Source organism: Luteimonas sp. S4-F44 (assembly GCF_022637415.1).
Lineage (GTDB): Bacteria > Pseudomonadota > Gammaproteobacteria > Xanthomonadales > Xanthomonadaceae > Luteimonas.
Genome location: NZ_CP093340.1, coordinates 2,364,121 through 2,386,203 on the forward strand (window position 1 = coordinate 2,364,121; position 22,083 = coordinate 2,386,203).

Sequence of the window (22,083 nt, forward strand, 5' to 3'; positions counted from 1 at the left end):
GCCGGCGCGCGCCCTGCCCTAGGGCTTGGGAATGCGCAGTGTCTTGCTGATCATCAGCGACCCCGACAGCGCAAACATCAGCACCAGCGGGTGCAACGACCAGGGCCCCAGTCGCACCTCGCCCAACCACAACGCATCGCCGATCCGGCCCTGCGCTGCCGCGATCGCAAGCACCACGACCAGCAGCAGGCTGCTGGGGATTGGGGTGCCCTCGAAGAATTTCACCTTGTCGCCGCCGTCGGCCAGGGTCTCGGCGGTGACGTTGTAACGGGCCAGCCGGCTGACGCCGCATCCGACGAAGAAGCTGAGCACGATCCAGTCCCAGCCGCCCTGCATGCCGCAGGCGTAGGCCAGCGCCGCCGGCGCCAGGCCGAACGAGATCACGTCGGCCAGCGAGTCGAGCTCGCGCCCCAGCGTGGAGGCGACCTTGCGCCAGCGCGCGATGCGGCCGTCGAGCGCGTCGAACACGAATGCCAGCGGAATCAGCGCCATCCCGATCAGCAGATCGCGCACACCGCCGTCCTGCAGGAACCGCATCGCGGCGAACACCGCGCCGGTGCCGCAGAACGCGTTGGCCAGCGTGAACCAGTCGGCCAGATGGAAGTCGCGCAGCATCGAGAAATGGCGGGGGCGGTGCATCGGGGCTCCAGGGCTGGAAGGGGCCTCCGCATCGTGCCGCGGCGGCGGGCAGACGCATGTGAGCGCCGCTTGACAGAATGATATCGTATCGATATCACTTGGCGAACTCTTCCGGAGATGCCGCATGAAAGAGAATCCGATCCGCTCCTTCCCCGGCATCCCGGTGGTGGGACTGCAACTCGCGGTGATCGCCGCCTGCGCCTGGCTGATGCTCAACACCGGCGGCGTGCTGCCGGTGCTGGCGGTCGTGGCCGCGCTGCTGACCGCGTTCTGCGCACTCGGCCTGTACATGGTCGAGCCCAACCAGGCCGCCGTGCTGAGTCTGTTCGGCCGCTATGTCGGCACCGCCAAGGACAACGGGCTGCGCTGGAACAACCCCTTCCTGACCAAGAAGAAGGTTTCCTTGCGCGTGCGCAACTTCGAGAGCGGGCGGCTGAAGGTCAACGAGCTCGACGGCAGCCCGATCGAGATCGCGGCGGTGATCGTCTGGCGCGTGGTCGACTCGGCCGAAGCGGTGTTCAACGTCGACAGCTACGAGAGCTTCGTGCACATCCAGTCCGAAGCAGCGTTGCGCGCGATGGCGACCAGCTATCCCTACGACCAGCACGAGGACGGGCAGATCTCGCTGCGCAGCCATCCGATCGAGATCTCCGACCGGCTCAAGGAGCATCTCGACGAGCGCCTGGCCTCGGCGGGCGTGGAGGTGCTCGAGGCGCGGATCAGCCATCTGGCCTACGCGCCGGAGATCGCCCACGCGATGCTGCAGCGTCAGCAGGCCAATGCGGTGATCGCGGCGCGCACGCGGATCGTCGCCGGCGCGGTGGGCATGGTCGAAATGGCGCTGGCGGAGCTGCAGAAGAGCGGCGTGGTCCAGCTCGACGAGGAGCGCCGCGCGGCGATGGTCAGCAACCTGCTGGTGGTGCTGTGCGCCGACCGCGGCACCCAGCCGGTGGTCAACGCGGGCTCGCTGTACTGATGGCCGCCCATCATGTCGTCGCGCTGGTGTTCGCGATCTTCGCGCTGCCCGCGTTCGTGTTCGCGCGCTGGCTCGGCGACGGCCGGCTGCCGCTGGCCGGCCACAGCGGCATGACCGTCCGCGACAAGGCGCTGCTCGACAGCCGACTGGCGCGGCTGATGCGGATGGTCGGCGTGGCCACGCTGGCCACCGCGACCGGCATCGCGCTGTGGGGCGACGACGACCGCCGGCTGTCGATCCTGGCGGTGGTCATGGTACTCGTGGTCAACGGGCTGGCGATCGCGTTCGTCTACACCGTCGCCCGCAGCAAGCGACGCGCACGCGGCGGGCACGGGTGAGCGCCCGCAAGGCCTATCCGCTGCGGATCGATGCCACGGTGCTGGCCGCGGTGCAGCGCTGGGCCGATGATGAACTGCGCAGCGTCAACGCGCAGATCGAGTACGTCTTGCGCGACGCGTTGCGCCGGGCCGGCCGGCTGCCGGCACCCGGGCAGCCCGATCGCACGCCACCCAAGGGAGAGTCGCATGAGTGAGCGCTGGCAGTACAAGGTGCAGGAAATCAAACCGGGCATGTTCGGCCTCAAGACCGAGAAGGTCGAAGCCGAACTGCAGACGCTCGGCCAGCAGGGCTGGGAGCTGGTCGATGTCGTGCAGGCTGCGCCGTGGCAGCCGATGATGTTGTTCATGAAGCGCCGGACATGAGTACCGCCGCAGCGCCCCGCGTCCGTCAGGACCTGCGTGTGGCAGTGGCGCTTGCCGCAGCCGCGGCGCTGTCGACGGTCGCCGTGTTCCCGTACCTGATGCAGCTCGCGCCGGGCAGAATCGAGGCGTTGCCGGTGCCGCTGCCGGCATTGATCGCGATCCAGGCGATGCAGATGTTCGTGCTCGCCGCCCTGTTGGCCTGGGCGGGATTGCGCATGGGGCATCGCGTCGGGCTGGGCGCACCGCTGCTGCAGCGCTGGCTCAACCGCCATGGCCAGGCGCGACTGGCCCCGCTGCAGCCTTGGCGCGCCGCCGGCCTGGGCACTGCCGCGGCAGTGGTCGTGCTGGTCTTGTCCGCCCTGCTCGACCCGCTGCTGCTGCCACCGGCCAAGGTCGCGATGCAGGACATCGACGGCGCGCGCAGCGCGGCATACGGGCTGCTCGCCTCGTTCTACGGCGGCATCGTCGAGGAACTGCAGTTGCGGCTGTTCCTGATGACCCTGCTGGCCTGGGTCGCCACCTGGCTGCTGCGACGCGACCGTGGCTATGACGGCAACTTGCCGCCCGCCGCGGCGTGGATCGCGATCCTGGGCGCGGCGCTGCTGTTCGGCGCCGGCCACCTGCCCGCAGCCGCCGGCGTCTGGGATCTCGATGCCGGGGTGATCGCGCGCACCGTGCTGCTCAACGCGCTCGCCGGCATCACCTTCGGCTGGTTGTACTGGAAGCGCGGCCTGGAGATGGCGATCGTGGCGCACTTCACGGCCGATCTGGTGCTGCACGTGCTGATGCCGTTGCTAATGCCGCACACGGTGCTCTGAACGCCAAGGCCTGCGGGCGTCGTGCGTGGCCGACGCCCGGCCGGTAAGCTGGGGCGATGCGTCGACCGCCCGCCGCCCTGCTCGTCAACACCCCGGACATCGAACTATGGCCGGCCGCCTTGCTGCGCGCGCGCGCCAATCGCGATGCCCGCGTGCTTGCGCGCGCGTCGTGGGTGCTGCGGCGAAAACGCGACGGCCGCTATCTGGCTGCGCTGCTTCCCGAGGGACTGATGCCGCTGCTGCCCGACTGGCGCCGCACGCCCGGGCTCGATGCGGCACTGGACCTGCTCGACACGTCACCAGCCGCCCTCCCGTCCACCCCAGCCGACACGCTGCCGATCGCGCGGCTGCAGGCGCGGCTCGACAGCCTGGGCATCGAGGCACAGACCTACACGGCCCGCACCGGCCTGTCGCTGGTGCCCGAGCCGACCTGGCTGGCCTTCGCCGGCGTCGACCGCTACCGTCGCCCGCTGTGGCTGCAGGCCGAGGCGGCCCAGGGGTGGACGCGGATGCGCGAGGCCGCGCGGGGCGACGGCATCGCACTCGAGGCGATTTCCGGCTACCGCAGCCATGACTACCAACTCGGCATCTTCGAGCGCAAACGCGCCCGCGGCCTCGACGTGGACGCCATCCTCGAAGTCAACGCCGCCCCCGGCTACAGCGAGCACCATTCGGGCAGTGCGCTCGACATCGGCACGCCCGGCGAGCCCAGCGCCGAGCCCTCGTTCGAGGCGACGCCGGCATTCGCCTGGCTGACGCGCCACGCCAGCGACCACGGCTTTGCAATGAGCTATCCGCGGGGCAATCCCCACGGCATCGTCTACGAGCCGTGGCACTGGCGCCACCGCTGAAGCAGCCGGGCGCGTCCGCGGCGCAGGCGCGCCCGGCCGCGCGGCCTCAGCGCCGCGGCGCGCGCAACGCCGAGATCGCGTAGAGCAGCCAGCCGAACATCGTCAGCCCGCCGCCCCAGGGCGCGAACGCCGACGGCCCACCGAGCAGATGGCGCGAGACGACCGCGCCGGCGAACAGCAAGGTGCCGCCCAGCAGCGCCAGCAATGCCAGCTTCGCCATCGGATCGCGCAGGCCCCGCGACAACGCGGCCAGTGCGACGCCATGACCGAACGCGAACACGGCGGCCGACTGCAACGCCGCACGCGCATCGCCTTCCACCCCGTGATTGGCATAGGCGGCCAGTGCCACGGCCACCCCGGCCAGCAGTGCGCCGGCCGCGGCCAGGCCCGATGCATTCCCTTCGTATCTGCGCAAGACACTCTCCCCCTGTCCTGGGGCACCGTGACGGTGCCCGGCTTCCCAACGCAACACGCCGCATCCAAGGGATGCGGCGTGGGCGTGATCCTGTGTCGCGGTACGAAGACCGCCGCTTACGGCTGCTGGCGCAAGGTCCAGAAGACTTCGAATTCGCCGTTCTCGGTGAACGCGGCTTCGATGCCGTTGCGGTAGGACTCGTACGGACGATCGGTGACTTCGTAGCCCTGGGTCAGTGCCCAGGCGCGCACGGCGTTGCGGACGTTGTCCAGCTCGGCCATGAAGCCCTTGTAGTTGGCCTTGGCGACGCGACCGCGTGGCTGGTGCACGTACTTCACCGGGCCCAGCAGCTCGAGACCGGACAGCTCGGCGGCATCGGTGGCCGGCGCCTCAGGTGCAGTGGCGACCGGCGCGTCGCCTTCGCCCTCGCCTTCGCCCTCGGCGGCGGCAGTAGCGGCAGGCGCGGCCGGACCGGTGCCCTTGGCGCGGACCGGCAGCGCGATGTCGAAGGTGTAGGTCTCGCGGCCCAGCTCGGTGGTGATGACGCGCAGCGGACCGGCGGCTTCCAGATCATTGGCCGCCATCGTGCGGTTGATCCACTCCAGGTTGGCCTTCATCGAGTCCTGGATGACCTGGTTGTTGCGCTCGACCGCGCCGGCGCTGACGACCAGCAGGTTCTCGGCCGGACGGTCGACCGCCGCCAGACCCGACAGCGAGCTGCCTTCGACCCGGTAGTCGACGTTCGGCACGGCGGCCAGCAGGTTGCCCATCTGGCCCAGGCCCAGCTTCATGTCGTCGCCGACGTTGCGGCTGACGTAGAGGCCGGCGAAACGACCGAGCAGATCCCAGCCGTAATCGACGTTGTAGGTCTGGGTGATCTCGATGTTGCGGTTGTTGCGCCCGGTCGGCTTCAGCGTGAAGGTCATCTTCTTGTTGTCGCCGCGCTGCGGGTTCTCGACCGCGTAGACCACGCGCTTGTCGGGATCGGACTCGGTGATCTCCCAGTGGCCCTGGCCGATGCGCTTGTCCTGCGAGGTGTAGTCGACGCGGGCGCCGACGCCGGCATCCGGGCCGGAGAGCTTGAGCTGGACGGCGGGGTCGTAGCGCGGAATCGGCGACCAGTCCTTGAAACGACGGACGCTATTGATCGTGTCGAACACGATCGACTGCCGACGGTTGGTCTCGACAGATTCGGTCAACGTGCGGCTGGACGGAAGCAGCACGGCCACCACCAGGAACAGCACGGCGACGATGACGCAAGAGATCAGCAGTTCGAGCAGACGGGTCATTCAGGGTTCTCCAGGACCAATTCCGGCCTGAGGCGGCACAGACCGGCAATCGTAGCAAGATTGTATTGCCGCGGGCGAGCGATGTTGCGAGCGAATCGACGGCCGCGATCGTGCCTTCGCGCCGGAGGCGACCGCCACCGGGCGCGCCGCGCCGGGCCGCGGACGACACCGGTGTCGTGCAGGCGCCGTCGGAGCGGCCTGGAGGACCGCTTCATCGCGTCAGCGAACCGCGTCTTTCCCGCTCAGACCAGTTGCAGTTCGAAGGCCTTGAGCACGGCCCGTGTGCGGTCGCGCACGCCGAGTTTGGACAGGATGTTGGAGACGTGGTTCTTGATCGTGCCCTCGGCCACGCCCAGCGAGTTGGCGATCTCCTTGTTGGAGAAGCCGCCGGCCATCAGCCGCAGGATCTCGGTCTCGCGGTCGGTCAGCGGATCGGGCCGGTCGAGGCTGACGAACTCGTTGCGCATCTGCTCCAAGCCGGTCAACAGGCGCTGGGTCACCGCCGGCTGCACCAGCGAGCCGCCGTCGGCGACCGTGCGGATGGCGCCGACCAGTTGCTCGAGCGACACATCCTTGAGCAGATACCCCTTGGCCCCGGCCTTGAGGCCGGCCAGCACCAATTGGTCGTCGTCGAAGGTGGTCAGGATGATCGTCGGCGGCAGCGCGTCGGCGCGCGCCAGCGACTGCAGCGCCTCGAGGCCGGACATTGCCGGCATACGCATGTCCATCAGCACCACATCGGGCTTGAGACCGGGGATCAGGTCGACCGCCTGGCGGCCGTCGGATGCCTCGCCGACCACTTCGATGCCGCCGTCGAGCGCGAGCAGCGAGCGGATGCCCTGGCGGACTAGGGTCTGGTCGTCGACCAGGCAGACTCGGATCATGGGGCCTCCCAACGGATGCGGGCTCACGGCGGCGGGGACGTGGCGGTGCGGGGTGCAGCATCGCGCAGGCGGGCGTCGTCCGCCAGCGGCAATTCCAGGCGCAGCACGAAGCCGTTGCCCGGCGCGGTCTCGACCTGCAGGGTGCCGCCATAGGCGGCCAGCCGCTCACGCATGCCGGTCAAGCCGTTGCCGGCGCGGGCGATGTCGGCGCCGCGGCCGTCGTCGCGGGCATCGAGCCGGATCGCGCCCGCGTCCTGGACGTAGCGCAGCCGCAGTAGGCTGGCGCCGGAATGGCGCACGGCATTGGTGATGATCTCCTGGGTGCAGCGCAGCAGCACGTGCGCGCGCTCAGGATCGTCGACCAGGAACTGTTTCGGCATCTGCATGTCGATCCGCAGGCTCGGCACATTCTCGGCCAGCGGCAGCAATGTGGCGCGCATATCGATGGCATCGTCGTCGCGCAGCTGGCTGACCGCCTCACGCACGTCGCTGAGCAGCAGCTTGGCCAGCGTCTGCGCCTGGCCCACATGCTCCTGCGCCTGCCCGCTGGCCAGATGGCTGGCGATCTCCAGGTTCAGGCTCAGCGCGGTCAGGTGGTGGCCCAGCAGGTCATGCAGTTCGCGTGAGATGCGCGTGCGTTCATTGACGCGCACGCTCTCGGCGAGCAGCGCACGGGTCGCGCGCAGTTCGGCGTTGAGCCGGCGCTGCTCCTCCCGGGCCTGCGCCTGTTGCCGCGCGACCAGGCCGGTCACGAACGCAAAGCCGGTGAAGCCCACGTACAGCGCGGCCTGCAGCACCGCCTCGGCCCAGGTGAAATCGAAGCCGCGTACATAGACCGGCACGATCACGAACTCGCAGGCCACCAGCAGCGCCACCCCGACCCACAGCGGCAGCAGCCACGGCAGCACGCAGGCCACGACCATCAGCAGGATGCTGCCCAGGCCGCTCTGGCTGTAGTAGCTGATCGCGATCGCACTGCCGGCCAGCACCAGCACCAGCAGCCGGTCGAGCACGCCGATGCGGCGCTCGCCCAGGCTGCGCGTGAGCCAGGCGTAGCTGGTGCCGAACACCGCCCAGGCCAGCCAGGAGGCCCAGCTGTCGAGCCAGAGCCGCGCCCCGCCCTCGACCAGTTGGTCGGCCGGGGCCAGCGACAGCATCAGCAACGGCAGACCGATCACCGCCCAGGTGAACAGGCCGGCGACGCGCAGCAAGCGGTTGTGGTTCAGGGCGCGGATCATGCGCCATGGTAGGCACGCGCGGGGCCTCGCGCGCAGGGCCTGAAGTCATGCCGGGCGCCGCGGCGTGCCTCGCCCGCGCGCGGCGGGCATGCAATAATCCGCGCTTGCGACGCATTGCGGCCAAAGTTGCCGCCTGCGGTCGATTCGTGTGTCTGTCGTCTCACATGGAGTCTGGAATGTCGATCGTCGTCCGCGACGTGCAAGCGCACGAGCTGGATTCCATCCTTGAACTCAACAACGCCGCCGGCCCGTCGATCCTGCCGCTGGATGCCGCCCGCCTCCGCCGCCTGCACGACACCGCCGAGTACTTCCGCGTCGCCGAGCGCGACGAGGCCATGGTGGGCTTTCTGATCGGCTTCGGCTCGGGCAGCGGGCACGACAGCAGCAACTACGCCTGGTTCGGCGCGCACTACCCCGAATTCTTCTACATCGACCGCATCGTGGTCGCCAGCCGCCGCCGCGGCGGCGGCGTCGGGCGGGCGTTCTACGCCGACGTGCAGAGCTATGCCGAGGTCCGCTACCCGCTCCTGACCTGCGAGGTGTTCGTCGAGCACGACAACGACCCGGTGCGGCTGTTCCACGGCGGCTTCGGCTTCCGCGAGGTCGGCCAGCACGTCATGCCCGGCACAGACCTGCGCGCCTCGATGCTGGTCAAGGACATGTGCAGCTATCCGTGGGTGCGCGACACCTACGGCGGCCGGCTGCCCGACACTGCGTGGCTCAGGCCCCGGCAGTTGCCGGCCGGCGCTCCTCTGCCGGGGGTCACCGCCTGATGGCCAGCCAGCCCGCGCCCGCACCGGCGGCCGATTTCGAGCCGGCCGGCGAACTGAAGATCGGCCAGGTCGGCATCGCCAATCTGCGCATCCGCACCCTCGACGTCGCCCGGCTGGGCGAGGAGATGCGCAGCCGCGTGACTCGCGCGCCCAAGCTGTTCGAGCGGGCGGCGGTGATCCTCGATTTTGGCGGCCTGCCCGCGACCCCGGACCCGGCGACCGCACAGGCGCTCATCGACGCGCTGCGCGAGGCCGGCGCGCTGCCGGTCGCGCTGGCCTGGGGCAGCAGCGACAACGCGCTGCTCGCCCAGGCGCTCGGCCTGCCGCTGCTGTCGAAATTCCGCGTCCAGTACGAAAACGCGGACGCCGCCGCTGTGCCCGCCCCGCCCCCGGCCCCTCCGCGCGCAGCGCCCGCCCCGGCCGCACCAGCCACCCCGCCGCCGGCGCCCGCCCAGGCGGCCGCCGAACCGGGGCTGATGCAGACCTCGGCGGTGCGCTCGGGCCAGCAGCTCTACGCCCGCAACCGCGACCTGACGGTGATGTCGCAGGTCGGTGCCGGTGCCGAGGTCATCGCAGACGGCTCGATCCACATCTACGGCCCACTGCGCGGTCGTGCGCTGGCCGGCGCCCAGGGCAACCGCAATGCCCGCATCTTCTGCCGCAGCTTCCATGCCGAACTGGTCGCCGTGGCGGGGCAGTACAAGGTGCTGGAAGATATTCCACGAGAACTCCACGGCAAGGCTGTCCAGGTCTGGCTGGAGCATGAAGAACTCAAGATCGCCGCACTCGAGTGACGGCGGCACACCCAGGAGACGTGTTTTGGCAGAAATCATCGTAGTCACATCGGGCAAGGGCGGGGTCGGCAAGACCACCACCAGCGCCAGCATCGCCAGCGGGCTGGCCCGGCAGGGCAAGCGCACCGCGGTCGTCGACTTCGACGTCGGCCTGCGCAATCTCGACCTGATCATGGGCTGCGAGCGCCGCGTGGTGTACGACCTGGTCAACGTCGTCCAGGGTGAGGCCTCGCTCAAGCAGGCGCTGATCAAGGACAAGCGTTTCGACAACCTCTATGTGCTCGCCGCCTCGCAGACCCGCGACAAGGACGCGCTGACCAAGGAGGGTGTGGAGCGGGTGCTTAAGGAACTCGCTGACGACGGCTTCGACTTCGTGATCTGCGACTCGCCGGCCGGCATCGAGAAAGGCGCGTTCCTGGCGATGTACTTCGCCGACCGCGCGATCGTGGTGGTCAATCCCGAGGTCTCCTCGGTGCGCGACTCCGACCGCGTCATCGGCCTGCTGCAGTCCAAGACCCGGCGCGCCGAGTCGGGCGAGCGTGTGCAGGAACACCTGCTGCTGACCCGCTACAGCCCGACCCGCGTGGAAAGCGGCGAGATGCTGTCGATTGCCGACGTCGAAGAGGTGCTGGGGCTCAAGACCATCGGGGTGATCCCCGAATCGGGCGACGTGCTCAACGCGTCCAACAAGGGCGAGCCGGTGATTCTCGACGCCCAGTCGATCGCCGGCCAGGCCTACGACGATGCGGTCGCGCGACTGCTCGGCCAGGAGCGCCCGCTGCGCTTCACCACCACGGAGAAGAAGGGCTTCTTCAGCAAGCTGTTCGGAGGTTGATGATGGCCCTGTTCGATTTCCTCAAGCCCAAAAAGAACACCGCGACGATCGCCAAGGACCGCCTGCGCATCATCGTGGCCCAGGAGCGGACCAGCCGCAACGCGCCCGATTATCTGCCGTTGCTGCAGCGCGAATTGCTCGAAGTGATCCGCAAGTACGTCAGCATCGATGTCGATGCGGTCAAGGTGGACCTGGTCAAGGACGGCGACAACGACGTGCTCGACATCTCGGTCGCCCTGCCCGACGAGCGCATCACCCCGGCCTGAGCCGCCGTGCCCTCGTCCCCCGGCGTTTCGGCGACGTCGACTGCGTCGCCGCACACATCTGCCGCGGGCGTGCTGTGCCTGGCCGACATCGGCTTCGAGGCGCCGACCGCCCTGTTGCAGCGCTATGGGCTGCGGCTGCATCGCATCGCCCCGGGTCTGCCGATTCCCGGCAGCTACTGGGGCGAGAGCGAGGCTGGCATCATCGGCACCGACGTGCATGCGCGTGACGACACACCGGTGCATTCGCTGTTGCACGAGGCCTGCCATCTGATCGTGCTGCCGCCCGAGCGCCGGGCGGCGGTGCATACCGACGCCACCGATTCCGTCGAGGAGGAGGACGCGGCCTGCTATCTGCAGATCGTGCTTGCCCAGTCGCTGCCCGGCGTCGGCAGCGCGCGTCTGATGGCCGACATGGATGCCTGGGGCTACACCTTCCGGCTGGGCTCGGCGCAGGCCTGGTTCGCGCACGATGCCGAAGATGCGCGCGCGTGGCTGGTTGCGCGCGGCCTGCTGCCGGCGCCCGTTTCTGGCTGAATAGCGCCGCGGCCGCGGCGTCGCATCGCCCGGTCGTTTGCCTCCGACCGCCACCGCTGGCGGTCCGTCGTCACTTGCAGCGCTGCAATCGGCGCACTAGCCTCCCGGTTCCTTCTGTACACCGGACGCCGTCGTGACCCATCGCCATGCCCTGCTCGCTCTCGCGGTCGCCGCGAGCCTGACGCTCGCCGGCTGCAACCGCTCGGCCTCGCCCGACGCCACGACGCCGGCCGCCTCCACGGCGCCCGAGGGCGAGACGGCCGACCAGTTCATCGCGCGCGTGAACGAGGAGATGCGCACGCTGATGCCGGAACTGACCGCCTCGCAGTGGCTGTCGGCAACCTACATCAACGACGACAGCCAGTTGCTGGCGGCCAAGTACAACGAGCGCTACCTCGCCCAGCTCAACAGCTGGATCGAGCAGTCGCGCAAGTTCGAAGGCCAGCAGATGTCGCCCGAGACCGCACGCGCCATCAACCTGCTCAAGCTCGGCGCCTCGATGCCGCCGCCGCGCAATCCCGAACACCTGGCCGAACTGACCAAGATCGCCTCGAAGATGGAAGGCACCTACGGCGCCGGCCAGTACTGCACCGGCGAAGGCGAGGCGCGCAGTTGCCGCCAGCTCGGCCAACTCGAGGACGTGCTGCGCAGCAGCCGCGACTACGACGCGCAGCTCGACGCCTGGCAGGGCTGGCACACGATCGCCCAGCCGATGCGCAGCGATTACACGCGCTTCGTCGAACTGGTCAACGAAGGCGCGCGTGACCTGGGCTTCGCCGATGCCGGCGAGGCCTGGCGTTCGGGCTACGACATGCCGCCGGCCGAACTGGCCGCCGAGACCGATCGCCTGTGGGGCCAGGTCAAGCCGCTGTACGAACAGCTGCACTGTTACGCGCGCGGACGGCTGGAAGCGCGCTATCCCGGTCGCGGCACGGTCGAGGGCGGGCTGCTGCCCGCCCACCTGCTGGGCAATATGTGGCAGCAGGACTGGAGCAACCTCTGGGACGTGCTGCAGCCCTACCCCGATGCCGGCGACCTCGACATCACCGGTGCGCTGGAAAAGAACTATCACGCGCTGCTCAACGAGCGGATGGTCAAGGAGAACGCGCTGATCGATTCCGATCGCCGCGCCGACATCGCGCACGCCGCGCAGATCGACAACGCCAAGCGCATGAACGAGCGCGCGCAGGACTTCTACGTCTCGCTCGGCATGCCCAAGCTGCCGGGCAGCTACTGGGCCAAGACCCAGTTCGTCAAACCGCGCGATCGCGACGTGGTCTGCCACGCCAGCGCCTGGGACATGGGCGGCAAGATCGACGGCCAGCCGGACGTGCGCACCAAGATGTGCACCAAGCCGAACGAAGAAGACTTCACGACGATCTATCACGAGCTCGGCCACGTCTATTACTACCTCGCCTACAACGGCCGCCCGCCGCTGTTCCAGAGCGGCGCGCACGATGGCTTCCACGAGGCGATCGGCGACACGATCGTGCTGGCGATGACGCCCAAGTATCTGCAGTCGATCGGCCTGGTCGGCGAACAGCAGCAATCGCAGGCATCGCTGGTCAATTCGCAGATGCGCATGGCGCTGGCGAAGGTGTCGTTCCTGCCGTTCGGGCTGATGATCGACCGCTGGCGCTGGGGCGTGTTCGACGGCTCGATCACCCCGGACAACTACAACGCCGCCTGGTGGTCGCTCAAGGCGCAGTACCAGGGCGTGGCCCCGACGACGCCGCGCGGCGAAGACTTCTTCGATGCCGGTGCCAAGTACCACGTGCCGGGCAACACGCCCTACACGCGCTACTTCCTCTCGCACGTGCTGCAGTTCCAGTTCTACAAGGCGCTGTGCGATGCGTCCGGACACACAGGCCCGCTGTACGAGTGCAGCTTCTACGGCAACAAGGCGGCCGGTGAGAAGTTCTGGGCGATGCTCGAGAAGGGCAACAGCCAGCCCTGGCAGCAGACCCTCAAGGAACTGACCGGCGGCGAGACCATGGACGCCGCGCCGGTGCTCGAGTACTTCGCGCCGTTGCAGACCTGGCTCGAGCAGCAGAACGAGGGCCGCAACTGCGGCTGGAGCGCACCAACTGCCGCGCAGTCCCCTGCTCCGTCCGCGACACCTGCACGGGGCTGAGGGCTTTACTTCGGACAGGCAGCCGCCTGTCGGCCAGTAGCCGCTTTTCCCTCGGTCAAGGCCACGCGAAGCACGCGTGGCGTTCGCATGGATGCGCGGCAATGCCGCGCACGCCATCCATGCTCACCCTGCCTTGACTCGGGCGCGCGCCCGTTCCGCTTCGCGGATCGGTCCGGCCCGGCGAAGCACGCCGGGCGTTCACCCGCTTGCGCGGCATGCCGCGCAGCAAAGCGGGCTGCGGACGTACACCGCCCGACCTCGGATAGCGGCAAAGTCGCCCGTTGGAAAAAGTCCCGCGCCTTCGGTCTCTAAAACCGGGGTCAGAGTGCAATTTTCGCGATGCGAAATTGCACTCTGACCCCGGTTTTGGACCCTGCTACAACGGGTCGGTCGGCGCGATCGGCGCGGCCTCGCGCACAGGACCTGCGGGCGGTGCGCCGCGTGCGAGCTAGGCGCGCCAGAACAGCCAGCCCAGCAGCATGAAGCCGGCCGAGGTAACAGCCAACGCGCGCGGATGCGAGCTGACCAGCGGCGACAGCAGGCCCGCGGCGACCGCATTGAGAACCAGGCCGACAAAGGCCTGCAGCGATGACGCCGAGCCGCGCTGGCGCGGATACATGTCCAGCACCGCGAGCGTGAGGATCGGGAACACCAGCGCGATACCGAACGAGTTGAGCATCATCGGCAGCACCGCCCAGGGCACCGCCGGCTGGTCGACCAGCAGGTTGTAGCCGAGGTTGGCGACCATCGCCACGCCACTGCAGGCAAAGCCGATGTTCGCCAGCCGCGGCCCGCTGATCCGCCCCGCCGCCCGCCCCGATACCCAGGCGCCCAGCATCATGCCGGTGATCATCGGGATGAAAAACCAGCCGAACTGGCGCTCGTTGAGGCGCAGCACGTCGATGACGAACACCGGTGTCGAGGCGATGTACAGAAACAGCGCCGAGAAGTTGAACGCGCCGGCCACAGCGATGCGCTGGAACCGCCGGTTGGCGGCGATCGCCGCATAGCCGCGCAACAGACGCGCGGGCGCCAGCGAGATGCGCGCCTCGGCCGGATGGGTCTCCGGCAACCGGCGCCAACACACCACCAGCAGCACCAGCGAGAACGCGACCAGGAACCAGAAGATCAGCGGCCAGCGCCCCCAGCCGAGCAGCCAGCCGCCGATGACCGGCGCGATCGCCGGCGCGATGCTGAAGATCATCGACACCTGGCTCATCAGCCGCTGCGCATCGTCGCCATGCAGCACGTCGCGGATCACCGCGCGTCCGACGATCAGGCCCACACCCGCCGACAGCCCCTGCAAGGCACGGAATGCCAACAGCGCGCCGAGGCTGGTCGACAGCGCGCAACCGATCGACGCGACGACGAACACCGACAAGCCGCCCAGGATCACCCGCCGCCGCCCGAGTGCGTCCGACAGCGGTCCATGCACGATGCTCATCAGTGCATAAGCGATGAGATATATCGAGATGGTCTGCTGCATCGCCGCCGCATCCGCGCCCAGGTCCACACCGATCGCCGGGAACGCCGGAAAGATGGTGTCGATCGAGAACGGGCCGAACATCGCCAGTCCCGCGAGCAGCAGGGTCAGCAGGCGGATCGGAACCTGGGGCGACGGCGATGGCGTCACGGCCATCGCCGGACGCCCACGCATGGACAGGCGCGCATAGACAAGACGGTCACAAGAGGGCCGCGCAGCATAACAACGCGTCGGTGACCACAGCGCCGGACGCAGCGTTCCCTGCATGGCGTGCGCGCCCCCTGGCCGCGCCGCCGCGCGCGCCGTGCACACCAAACGGCCACGACAGCAGGCCATCCCTCACCTCCGCACGCCCGGCACAGCGACGCCAGGCGCGTGAAGCGTTGCGGGGCACTGGCGCATCCGCAGGCCGGGGTCGACACCCGCACGGCCACGTCCGCGACGCGACACCGAGTCCGGGCGTGCGCGACCTCGCCGCAAACCGCCCGAGCGGGCGCAGTCCTAGAGCCGTTCGACCGCGCTGGCCCGGATCAGGACCTCGTCCTGGTCGAAGCGCGCCTCCAGCGTGGCGCGGTAGGCGGCCCACCAGACGCGGTCGAGCCGGCCGGACATGACCTCGACCGGCACCCCCTCGTCGCGCTGCACCTCGCCGCCCGGGTCTTCCCAGGCGCCGGCGGCCGGCGCGCGCACGAATGCGGTGGCGCCGCCGAAACGTGCGCTGAGTTCGTCGCGCACCGCATCCAGCATCGCGCGCGGCCACCGCTGGCCATCGGCGCCGCGCAGTGGCAGCAAGAGCTGGACGAGCGTGCACGGGGGCGGCGCTGCGGACATGGTCGGACATCGGGCTGCAGGAACGGCCGCAGGATCGCCGTGGCGTCATGCAACCGGCGTCACGCCCCGCCCGGCCGGGCGCATGAGCGCGGTATAATCGGTGCGCTGCAACCAACCGGTGGGAGAAGCGGGTCCGCCCCGCTGCCGAAGGCGCAACGCCCGTAATCGCTCAGGCCCACGTACTGCCGGCGGGAAAACTCTGGAGAGACCGGTTCGATCCGGCGCCGAAGGTGCATGGGGACGCGTCAACCCCCGAACTCTCAGGCAAAAGGACAGAGGGGCACGAGGAAGGCCGGCGCCTTCCGTCGCCGCATGCCGTCCCCGGCGCGGCGCGGCATCCGTCGGCCCGCCGCCCCTGCCGCCCTACCGGATGCCCGCCATGACCGCATCGCCCCTGCGCGACCTCGAACACCCTTCGGCTTTCGTCGAGCGCCACATCGGCCCGAACGACGCCGAGATCGCCCACATGCTCGAGGTCGTCGGCCATGCGTCGCTCGACGCGATGACCGACGCCATCGTCCCGGGCAGCATCAAGTCGGCCACCGAACTGGCATTGCCGACCGCGACGACCGAGGTCGAGGCGCTGGCGAAAATTCGCGCCGTGGCGAAGAAGAACACCGTGCTGCGCAGCGTCATCGGCCAGGGCTACTACGGCACCCACACGCCGAACGTGATCCTGCGCAACATCCTCGAGAATCCGGCCTGGTACACCGCCTACACCCCGTACCAGGCGGAGATCTCGCAGGGCCGCATGGAAGCCTTGATCAACTTCCAGACCATGGTCGCCGACCTGACGGGCATGGATATCGCCAACGCCTCGCTGCTGGACGAGGCGACCGCCGCGGCCGAGGCGATGACGCTGGCCAAGCGCTCGGCAAAATCGAAGTCGAACGTGTTCTACGTGGCCGACGACGTGCATCCGCAGACGCTCGACGTGCTGCGCACGCGCGCCGCGGGCCTGAGCATCGAACTGGAGGTCGGCCCCGCCGACGCCGCAGCCCAGTCCGGCAGCTACGGTGTGCTGCTGCAGTACCCCAACACCTTCGGTCGCATCGACGACCACCTCGCGGTCGCCGACGCAGTACATGCGCGCGGCGGCATCGTCGCGGTCGCGGCCGACCTGCTGGCGCTGACGCTGATCGAGGCGCCCGGCGCCTGGGGCGCGGACATCGTCGTCGGCAGCGCGCAGCGCTTCGGCGTGCCGTTTGGCTTCGGCGGCCCGCACGCCGGCTACATGGCCTGCCGCGATGCGTATAAGCGCTCGATGCCCGGCCGCCTGATCGGTGTCTCGGTCGATACCGCCGGCAATCCCGCCTACCGGCTGACGCTGCAGACGCGCGAGCAGCACATCCGCCGCGAGAAGGCGACCTCCAATATCTGCACCGCGCAGGTGCTGCTGGCGGTCATGGCCTCGATGTATGCCGTCTACCACGGCCCGGAAGGCCTGACCCGCATTGCCCGTCGCACCCACCGCCTGACCGCGATCCTGGCCGCCGCGCTGCGCCAGGCCGGTGTCGCGGTCGGCGACGCATTCTTCGACACCCTGCACGTGACCGGCGTCGACGCCGAGGCGCTGCACGCCAAGGCACGCGCGGCCGGTTTCAACCTGCGCGCGATCGACGCCGCGTCGGTCGGCATCAGCCTCGACGAGACCACGACCCGCGACGACGTCGTGGCGCTGGCCGCGGTGTTCGGTGCGCAGGCCGACATCGATACGCTCGACGCCGCGACGGCCGACGCGCTGCCGCAGGCGCTGCGTCGCAACTCGGGCTTCCTGCAGCACCCGGTGTTCAACACCCACCACAGCGAACACGAGCTGCTGCGCTACATGCGCACGCTGGCCGACCGCGACCTGGCGATGGATCGCACGATGATCCCACTGGGCTCGTGCACGATGAAGCTCAACGCCACCGCCGAGATGATCCCGGTCACCTGGCCCGAGTTCGCCAACATCCATCCGCTGGCGCCGGCCGACCAAACCGCCGGCTACACCGAGCTGATCGACGGCCTGGAGGCGATGCTGGTGGAGATCACCGGCTACGACGCGGTCAGCTTCCAGCCCAACTCCGGCGCGCAGGGCGAATTCGCCGGCCTGCTCGCGATCCGCGCCTACCAGCGTGCGCAGGGCCAGGGCCATCGCGACATCTGCCTGATCCCCGAATCGGCGCACGGCACCAACCCGGCGTCGGCGCAGATGGTCGGCATGACCGTGGTGGTAACCCGTTGCGACAAGGACGGCAACGTCGATGTCGACGACATCCGCGCCAAGGCCGAGAAGTATTCCGACCGCCTGGCCGCGATCATGATCACCTACCCATCCACGCATGGCGTGTTCGAGGAAGACGTGGTCGCGATCTGCGACATCGTCCACCAGCACGGCGGTCAGGTGTACACCGACGGCGCCAACATGAATGCCCTCGTCGGGTTGGCCAAGCCCGGCAAGTGGGGCTCGGACGTCAGCCACCTCAACCTGCACAAGACCTTCTGCATCCCGCACGGCGGAGGCGGGCCGGGCGTGGGCCCGTGCGCGGTGAAGTCGCATCTCGCGCCCTACTTGCCCCGTGGCCTCGGCGCAGACGGCACGGTCGGCATGGTCTCGGCGGCCACCCACGGCTCGGCCTCGATCCTGCCGATCAGCTGGATGTACATCGCGATGATGGGCGCCGACGGCCTGCGCCGCGCCACCCAGGTCGCACTGCTCAACGCCAACTACGTCGCCAAGCGCCTGGCGCCGCATTTCCCCACGCTCTACACCGGCCGCAACGGTCTGGTCGCCCACGAGTGCATCCTCGACCTGCGCCCGCTCAAGGACGCGACCGGCGTCAGCGCCGAGGACGTGGCCAAGCGCCTGATCGACTTCGGCTTCCATGCGCCGACGCTCAGCTTCCCGGTCTCGGGCACGCTGATGGTCGAGCCGACCGAGAGCGAATCGCTGCACGAGCTCGACCGTTTCATCGACGCGATGATCCAGATCCGCGGCGAGATCCAGGCGATCGAGGACGGCCGCCTGGACCGCGAGGACAACCCGCTCAAGCACGCGCCGCACACCGCGATGCAGGTCACCGCCAGCGAATGGACCCATGCCTATCCGCGCGAACTGGCCGCATTCCCGCTGGCAAGCCTGCGCCAGACCAAGTACTGGCCGCCGGTCGCACGCGTGGACAACGTGCACGGCGACAAGAACGTGTTCTGCAGCTGCATCCCGATCGGCGCCGCCGAGGATGCCCCAGAAGCGTTCAGCGAGCCCGACGTCGCCTGAGCGCGGCCCCGTTGCACCGACGCGATCCCGGGCGCGATGCCCGGGATCGCTGTTTTTCCGAACCGAAAAACCACCTTCCCCGCGATCTGGCCGAGGAACAACCATTTCGACACGCCACGCGCGCTGTCGTCGCGCAATTGGGTGGCGATCTGCCGCGCCAGCGTGGCCAGCACGCATCACTGAAGCCGCCCAGCTGATCAGTTCAGGGCCCCTGCGCCACCGGGACCGGATCGGCCGGGTGCGGTTCGCCACTTCCGAAGGCCGCGACCGACTGGACGCGCGCCTCGAGCGCCCGCAGATAGTCGCCAAATCCCTGCCGCGCACGCGAGCTGCGGCGTGCACTGGTGCGCACGATGGGCGCCGCGCAGCGCGCGATCCGGGCACCGCAGGCGACCAAGGCATCGACCAGCGCGACGTCCTCGTGCGCGACAATGGGCGGAAATCCGCCGCAGCGCAGGTAGGCCTCGGCGGTCAGCCCGAGATTCGCGCCATGGACGTGCAGATGGCCGTCACGGCGCAGGTGGCTGCGATCGTACGCATCGCGAACGTCGCGTGCGTAATCGAGCCAGTCGTCGACGGCGACCATGCCGCAGAACGCATCGCCGCCGCAGACCAGTTGACCCGACAACCAGTCGAGCGACACCACCGAGTCCGCGTCGGTACTCGCCAGCCAGCGCGCACCGGCAGCGATCGCCGCGCGCATGCCGGCGTCGCGGGCGCTGCCGACATTGCCGCCACAGACCACGAGTCCGGTCGCACCGTGCGCCGCGGCGATCTCCGCGCTGCGGTCGCTGCAGCGATCCAGCGCCACCACCACGTGGACCGTCTCACCGGCCAGCTGCGGATCGGCGGCGGCCGCACGTACCGACGCCAGGCATCGGCCGAGCAAGGCTTCCTCGTTGTGGGCCGGCACGACCACGCCGATCATCGCAACGCCTCGCGTTGCGCGACCGAATGCGGCGAGACCGACCAGCCTTCGAACAGCAGGTCGGCATCCTCGTAGCGGAACGCCGGCGCGCCGAGCGCTTGCGCGATCGCGGCATGGACCTGGCGGCCGTTCTGCGGCGCCTCGTCGAAGGGGTGCAGCCAATGACAGGCGACGAACACCCCCGCATCGCGCAGACTCGTCGGCAACCGGGCCAGCAACGCGTCAAGCGCGTCGGGGGCGAGGTAATAGCCGACCTCGCTGAGCACGATCAGATCGAACGTGCCCGTCGGCCACTGCTGCGGATGGTGCATGGCGTCGACGTGCACGCCAGCGCAGGTCGCGGTGCGCGCGCGCGCCAGCTCGACCGCGCGTGGATCGAGATCGGTCGCCAGCAATGTGCGGCATCGAGCCGCGAGCGCGACGGTGAGTTCGCCGTTGGAACAGCCGATCTCCCAACCGGCGTCGTAGGCCTCCGCCGGCAGGCTTGCCAGCAACAGCGCACGTTTGCGCGCCTCGTACCAGCGGTGCCGGCAGCCGAACGGATCGTCGTCCGTGTACAGCGCATGGAAGTAGTCGGGCGAGGTAGAGGCGACGGCATTCATGGCAGCAGGACCTCGAAGTCTCGCGAGAAACGCGCGATCACATGCGGCGGCAGGATCGGCGTGGCATGCCCGCCAGCGCGCTGCGAGACGAAGCAGTCCAGGGCCCGGGCCTTGCTGGCGACGGCCTGCGCGGACAGCCGGACGGCGTACGCATCGGCGAACGGCGGCGACGCGGCAGTCGGATCCAGCCAATGCCAGCCCCAGACGGGAAACTCTTGCAGCGACGCGCCGACCCGGCCTGCGGCGTCGGCGGTCGCACGCGCCGTCGCCTCGTGGTCGGGATGTCCGTCGTGCCGCCAGGTGGTCAGCACCCGGTCGCCCGTGCGCAGTTCACCCGCAATCCGCGCGACCAGGGCCAATTGGCCAGCGCCGATCCGGCCGTCGCCCAGATCCAGTGTCGCGACCGTCACCGGCACTTTGCCGCTCAGCACGTTCAGCGCAGCCCGAAGCTCGGCGCGTCGCACGGCCCGCGTGTGCGCTGGCGGCCATCGAGGATCGTCCGCGTAGCAGGCTTCCCCGTCGGTCACCGAGACCACGTGCACCGGCAGTCCGCGCAGGCCGGCCTCGGCCATCAGACCGCCGCAACCGAGCACTTCGTCGTCGGGATGCGGCGACACCACGACCAGGCGCGCGACACCGGCCAGGCAAGCGTCGGCGGTGATGCGTGGTAGCGCCTGCAGCCAGGCGGACACGCGCCAGGCGCCCTCGTGCTGGCCGTCGCCGACGATCGTCGGCTTCGCCCGGTCCCGTCCCTCGGCTACAGCGTCCAAGCCGCCTCCTGTCGCGCCACCGCCTCGCCCAGCGCCGTCCAATCGCGCTCGGCATGGCTCTGCCGGATAAACGTGGTGAGGTCCGCGCAACGCCGCGCATGATCGAGGTCCTCACACAAGGGGCCCGCTCCCAGCGCGCGGCCGACGCGGTCCACGACCTCGGTCGCCACGCGCTCGAGCAGCGAGCGCACCCGGATCACCGCCGCGGTGTGCGGCGCGGTGGGCGCCGTGTCGATCAGCGCTGCGGTCTCGCGCAGCACAGCGGCCGCGGCCGACAATGCGATGTCAATCGCGCCCAGATGTGCGGCCGCATGCACATCGGTGGCGATGCGCGGATGGGTCCGCAGGCGTTCCGCGATCGCGGCGGTCGCGCCGAACCAGCAGGCGGCGATGCCGGCACCGCCGTGCCAAAAGCCCGGCCGCGCCAGATAGGCGCCAGGCGCGCCCACCCGGGTCGCGCGCGCACCATCGAAGGCCACGCGCCCACTATGGACGCGCCCCATGCCGATCGCATGCCAGCCACCGCGCAGGCGCTCGACACCGGGCTGACGCAAGGCGACGCGCACGAGCACGCGCGCATCGCCTTCGTGCGCGGTGACCAGCGCGGCGTCGACCAGGTCGGCGCCCGAGCACCAGGCCTTGATCCCGTCCAGGCGTCCCTCGGCGCCGTCCTGCGCGACGAACTGCACGCGCGCATCCGGAGGCTCGGCGGCCCACACCGCAAACAGCTGATCCGCTGGTGGTGCTTCGGCATCGAGCTCGGCGAGGATCGCCAGTGCGTCGTAATGCGCCTCCATGACCTTGACGACGCACAGATCATCAGCGGCGATGCCAGCCAATGCACGCCAGCGCTCGAGCGTCGCACCGGCGCCAGGGAGCGGCAATGCAGGGCGCTGGGCCAGGCAGGCGCGGACACCGGCCTGCAGCGGCGTCGCAGCGGCCGCGATGCGGCCGCGCCCGGACGCGGCGGACAACAACGGAGGGGGCATGGCGGACAGGGACATGGCGTCGGCTCCGGGAAGGCAAGGTCAAGCGTGGCCCGCGCTCATAGCGCCGACAGACG

At 69.5% G+C, this 22,083-nt stretch carries 25 protein-coding genes and 1 riboswitch; of the genes, 14 read left to right on the plus strand and 11 right to left on the minus strand.

The annotated features are described in order from the left end of the window. Positions 1-18 precede the first annotated feature (18 nt). A complete protein-coding gene (locus MNO14_RS10880) occupies positions 19-639 on the minus strand; it encodes a CDP-alcohol phosphatidyltransferase family protein (protein WP_183425775.1) in 621 nt (206 codons plus the stop codon). A 124-nt stretch (positions 640-763) separates the two neighbouring features. Between MNO14_RS10880 and MNO14_RS10885 the strand changes: the two genes are divergently transcribed. From MNO14_RS10885 to MNO14_RS10910, 6 genes are read left to right on the plus strand one after another with little or no spacing between them, the layout of a single operon-like run. Then, a complete protein-coding gene (locus tag MNO14_RS10885) occupies positions 764-1,615 on the plus strand; it encodes an SPFH domain-containing protein (RefSeq protein ID WP_241943766.1) in 852 nt (283 codons plus the stop codon). Beyond that, positions 1,615-1,953, plus strand: coding sequence for a hypothetical protein (locus tag MNO14_RS10890; protein WP_241943767.1), 339 nt, complete (start codon positions 1,615-1,617; stop codon positions 1,951-1,953). The genes MNO14_RS10885 and MNO14_RS10890 overlap by 1 nt, the downstream gene beginning before the upstream one ends. Then, complete coding sequence (locus MNO14_RS10895; protein ID WP_241943768.1) at positions 1,950-2,147, plus strand: Arc family DNA binding domain-containing protein; 198 nt, start codon at positions 1,950-1,952, stop codon at positions 2,145-2,147. The genes MNO14_RS10890 and MNO14_RS10895 overlap by 4 nt, the downstream gene beginning before the upstream one ends. After that, entirely contained in the window at positions 2,140-2,316 is a 177-nt protein-coding gene (locus tag MNO14_RS10900) for a DUF4177 domain-containing protein (RefSeq protein ID WP_241943769.1), read from the plus strand. The genes MNO14_RS10895 and MNO14_RS10900 overlap by 8 nt, the downstream gene beginning before the upstream one ends. Next, positions 2,313-3,134, plus strand: coding sequence for a CPBP family intramembrane glutamic endopeptidase (locus MNO14_RS10905; RefSeq protein WP_241943770.1), 822 nt, complete (start codon positions 2,313-2,315; stop codon positions 3,132-3,134). Before MNO14_RS10900 ends, MNO14_RS10905 begins: the two co-directional genes overlap by 4 nt. Before the next feature lie 56 nt (positions 3,135-3,190). Beyond that, positions 3,191-3,985 carry a M15 family metallopeptidase gene (locus MNO14_RS10910; RefSeq protein ID WP_241943771.1) on the plus strand — a complete coding sequence of 265 codons (795 nt, stop codon included), beginning with the start codon at positions 3,191-3,193 and terminating at the stop codon, positions 3,983-3,985. Positions 3,986-4,031: 46 nt separating this feature from the next. Here MNO14_RS10910 and MNO14_RS10915 read toward each other — a convergent pair whose 3' ends face one another. The 4 genes from MNO14_RS10915 to MNO14_RS10930 form a co-directional block, all read right to left on the minus strand. Next, a complete protein-coding gene (locus tag MNO14_RS10915; RefSeq protein ID WP_241943772.1) occupies positions 4,032-4,400 on the minus strand; it encodes a DUF423 domain-containing protein in 369 nt (122 codons plus the stop codon). Between the two features lie 116 nt (positions 4,401-4,516). Continuing rightward, on the minus strand, positions 4,517-5,689 hold the full coding sequence (locus MNO14_RS10920; RefSeq protein ID WP_241943773.1) for an SRPBCC family protein: 1,173 nt from the start codon (positions 5,687-5,689) through the stop codon (positions 4,517-4,519). 242 nt (positions 5,690-5,931) lie between these two features. Further along, positions 5,932-6,573: a response regulator transcription factor gene (locus MNO14_RS10925; protein WP_183425783.1), complete on the minus strand. Its 642-nt coding sequence runs from the start codon at positions 6,571-6,573 to the stop codon at positions 5,932-5,934. Positions 6,574-6,596: 23 nt separating this feature from the next. Beyond that, positions 6,597-7,811, minus strand: coding sequence for a sensor histidine kinase (locus tag MNO14_RS10930; protein WP_241943774.1), 1,215 nt, complete (start codon positions 7,809-7,811; stop codon positions 6,597-6,599). Positions 7,812-7,987: 176 nt separating this feature from the next. On the opposite strand from MNO14_RS10930, the gene MNO14_RS10935 reads away from it, so the two are divergent. The 6 genes from MNO14_RS10935 to MNO14_RS10960 all read left to right on the plus strand — a co-directional run bounded on the left by MNO14_RS10935 (position 7,988) and on the right by MNO14_RS10960 (position 13,147). After that, positions 7,988-8,584 (plus strand): GNAT family N-acetyltransferase, encoded by a 597-nt coding sequence (locus MNO14_RS10935; protein ID WP_241943775.1) that lies wholly within the window; start codon positions 7,988-7,990, stop codon positions 8,582-8,584. Next, positions 8,584-9,378, plus strand: coding sequence for a septum site-determining protein MinC (gene minC, locus MNO14_RS10940; protein ID WP_241943776.1), 795 nt, complete (start codon positions 8,584-8,586; stop codon positions 9,376-9,378). The genes MNO14_RS10935 and minC overlap by 1 nt, the downstream gene beginning before the upstream one ends. Positions 9,379-9,403: 25 nt before the next feature. Continuing rightward, positions 9,404-10,213: a septum site-determining protein MinD gene (gene minD / locus MNO14_RS10945; RefSeq protein WP_241943777.1), complete on the plus strand. Its 810-nt coding sequence runs from the start codon at positions 9,404-9,406 to the stop codon at positions 10,211-10,213. A 2-nt stretch (positions 10,214-10,215) separates the two neighbouring features. After that, on the plus strand, positions 10,216-10,479 hold the full coding sequence (gene minE / locus MNO14_RS10950) for a cell division topological specificity factor MinE (RefSeq protein WP_183425788.1): 264 nt from the start codon (positions 10,216-10,218) through the stop codon (positions 10,477-10,479). Positions 10,480-10,485: 6 nt separating this feature from the next. Beyond that, positions 10,486-11,013 (plus strand): hypothetical protein, encoded by a 528-nt coding sequence (locus MNO14_RS10955; protein WP_241943778.1) that lies wholly within the window; start codon positions 10,486-10,488, stop codon positions 11,011-11,013. Between the two features lie 133 nt (positions 11,014-11,146). Next, positions 11,147-13,147 (plus strand): M2 family metallopeptidase, encoded by a 2,001-nt coding sequence (locus MNO14_RS10960; protein ID WP_241943779.1) that lies wholly within the window; start codon positions 11,147-11,149, stop codon positions 13,145-13,147. Positions 13,148-13,595: 448 nt separating this feature from the next. Here the strand turns inward: MNO14_RS10960 and MNO14_RS10965 are convergent, their stop codons facing one another. Further along, the gene (locus tag MNO14_RS10965; RefSeq protein ID WP_241943780.1) at positions 13,596-14,786 is read right to left on the minus strand and encodes a multidrug effflux MFS transporter; all 1,191 of its coding nucleotides are present in this window, start codon (positions 14,784-14,786) and stop codon (positions 13,596-13,598) included. A gap of 345 nt (positions 14,787-15,131) precedes the next feature. Further along, positions 15,132-15,461 carry a hypothetical protein gene (locus tag MNO14_RS10970; protein WP_241943781.1) on the minus strand — a complete coding sequence of 110 codons (330 nt, stop codon included), beginning with the start codon at positions 15,459-15,461 and terminating at the stop codon, positions 15,132-15,134. Positions 15,462-15,650: 189 nt separating this feature from the next. Then, positions 15,651-15,747: riboswitch (glycine riboswitch) on the plus strand. Between the two features lie 84 nt (positions 15,748-15,831). Here MNO14_RS10970 and gcvP point away from each other — a divergent pair. Beyond that, positions 15,832-18,720: an aminomethyl-transferring glycine dehydrogenase gene (gene gcvP / locus MNO14_RS10975; protein WP_241943782.1), complete on the plus strand. Its 2,889-nt coding sequence runs from the start codon at positions 15,832-15,834 to the stop codon at positions 18,718-18,720. 36 nt (positions 18,721-18,756) lie between these two features. Next, positions 18,757-18,903, plus strand: coding sequence for a hypothetical protein (locus MNO14_RS10980; RefSeq protein WP_241943783.1), 147 nt, complete (start codon positions 18,757-18,759; stop codon positions 18,901-18,903). A 19-nt stretch (positions 18,904-18,922) separates the two neighbouring features. Here the strand turns inward: MNO14_RS10980 and MNO14_RS10985 are convergent, their stop codons facing one another. Genes MNO14_RS10985 through MNO14_RS11000 form a run of 4 tightly spaced genes read right to left on the minus strand, consistent with a single transcriptional unit; the run spans position 18,923 to position 22,024 of the window. Continuing rightward, complete coding sequence (locus MNO14_RS10985; RefSeq protein ID WP_241943784.1) at positions 18,923-19,648, minus strand: glycosyltransferase; 726 nt, start codon at positions 19,646-19,648, stop codon at positions 18,923-18,925. Next, positions 19,645-20,250: a class I SAM-dependent methyltransferase gene (locus MNO14_RS10990; protein WP_241943785.1), complete on the minus strand. Its 606-nt coding sequence runs from the start codon at positions 20,248-20,250 to the stop codon at positions 19,645-19,647. The genes MNO14_RS10985 and MNO14_RS10990 overlap by 4 nt, the downstream gene beginning before the upstream one ends. After that, a complete protein-coding gene (locus tag MNO14_RS10995; protein ID WP_241943786.1) occupies positions 20,247-21,020 on the minus strand; it encodes a PIG-L family deacetylase in 774 nt (257 codons plus the stop codon). The genes MNO14_RS10990 and MNO14_RS10995 overlap by 4 nt, the downstream gene beginning before the upstream one ends. Beyond that, a complete protein-coding gene (locus MNO14_RS11000; RefSeq protein ID WP_241943787.1) occupies positions 21,008-22,024 on the minus strand; it encodes an acyl-CoA dehydrogenase in 1,017 nt (338 codons plus the stop codon). Before MNO14_RS11000 ends, MNO14_RS10995 begins: the two co-directional genes overlap by 13 nt. Positions 22,025-22,083: the final 59 nt, after the last annotated feature.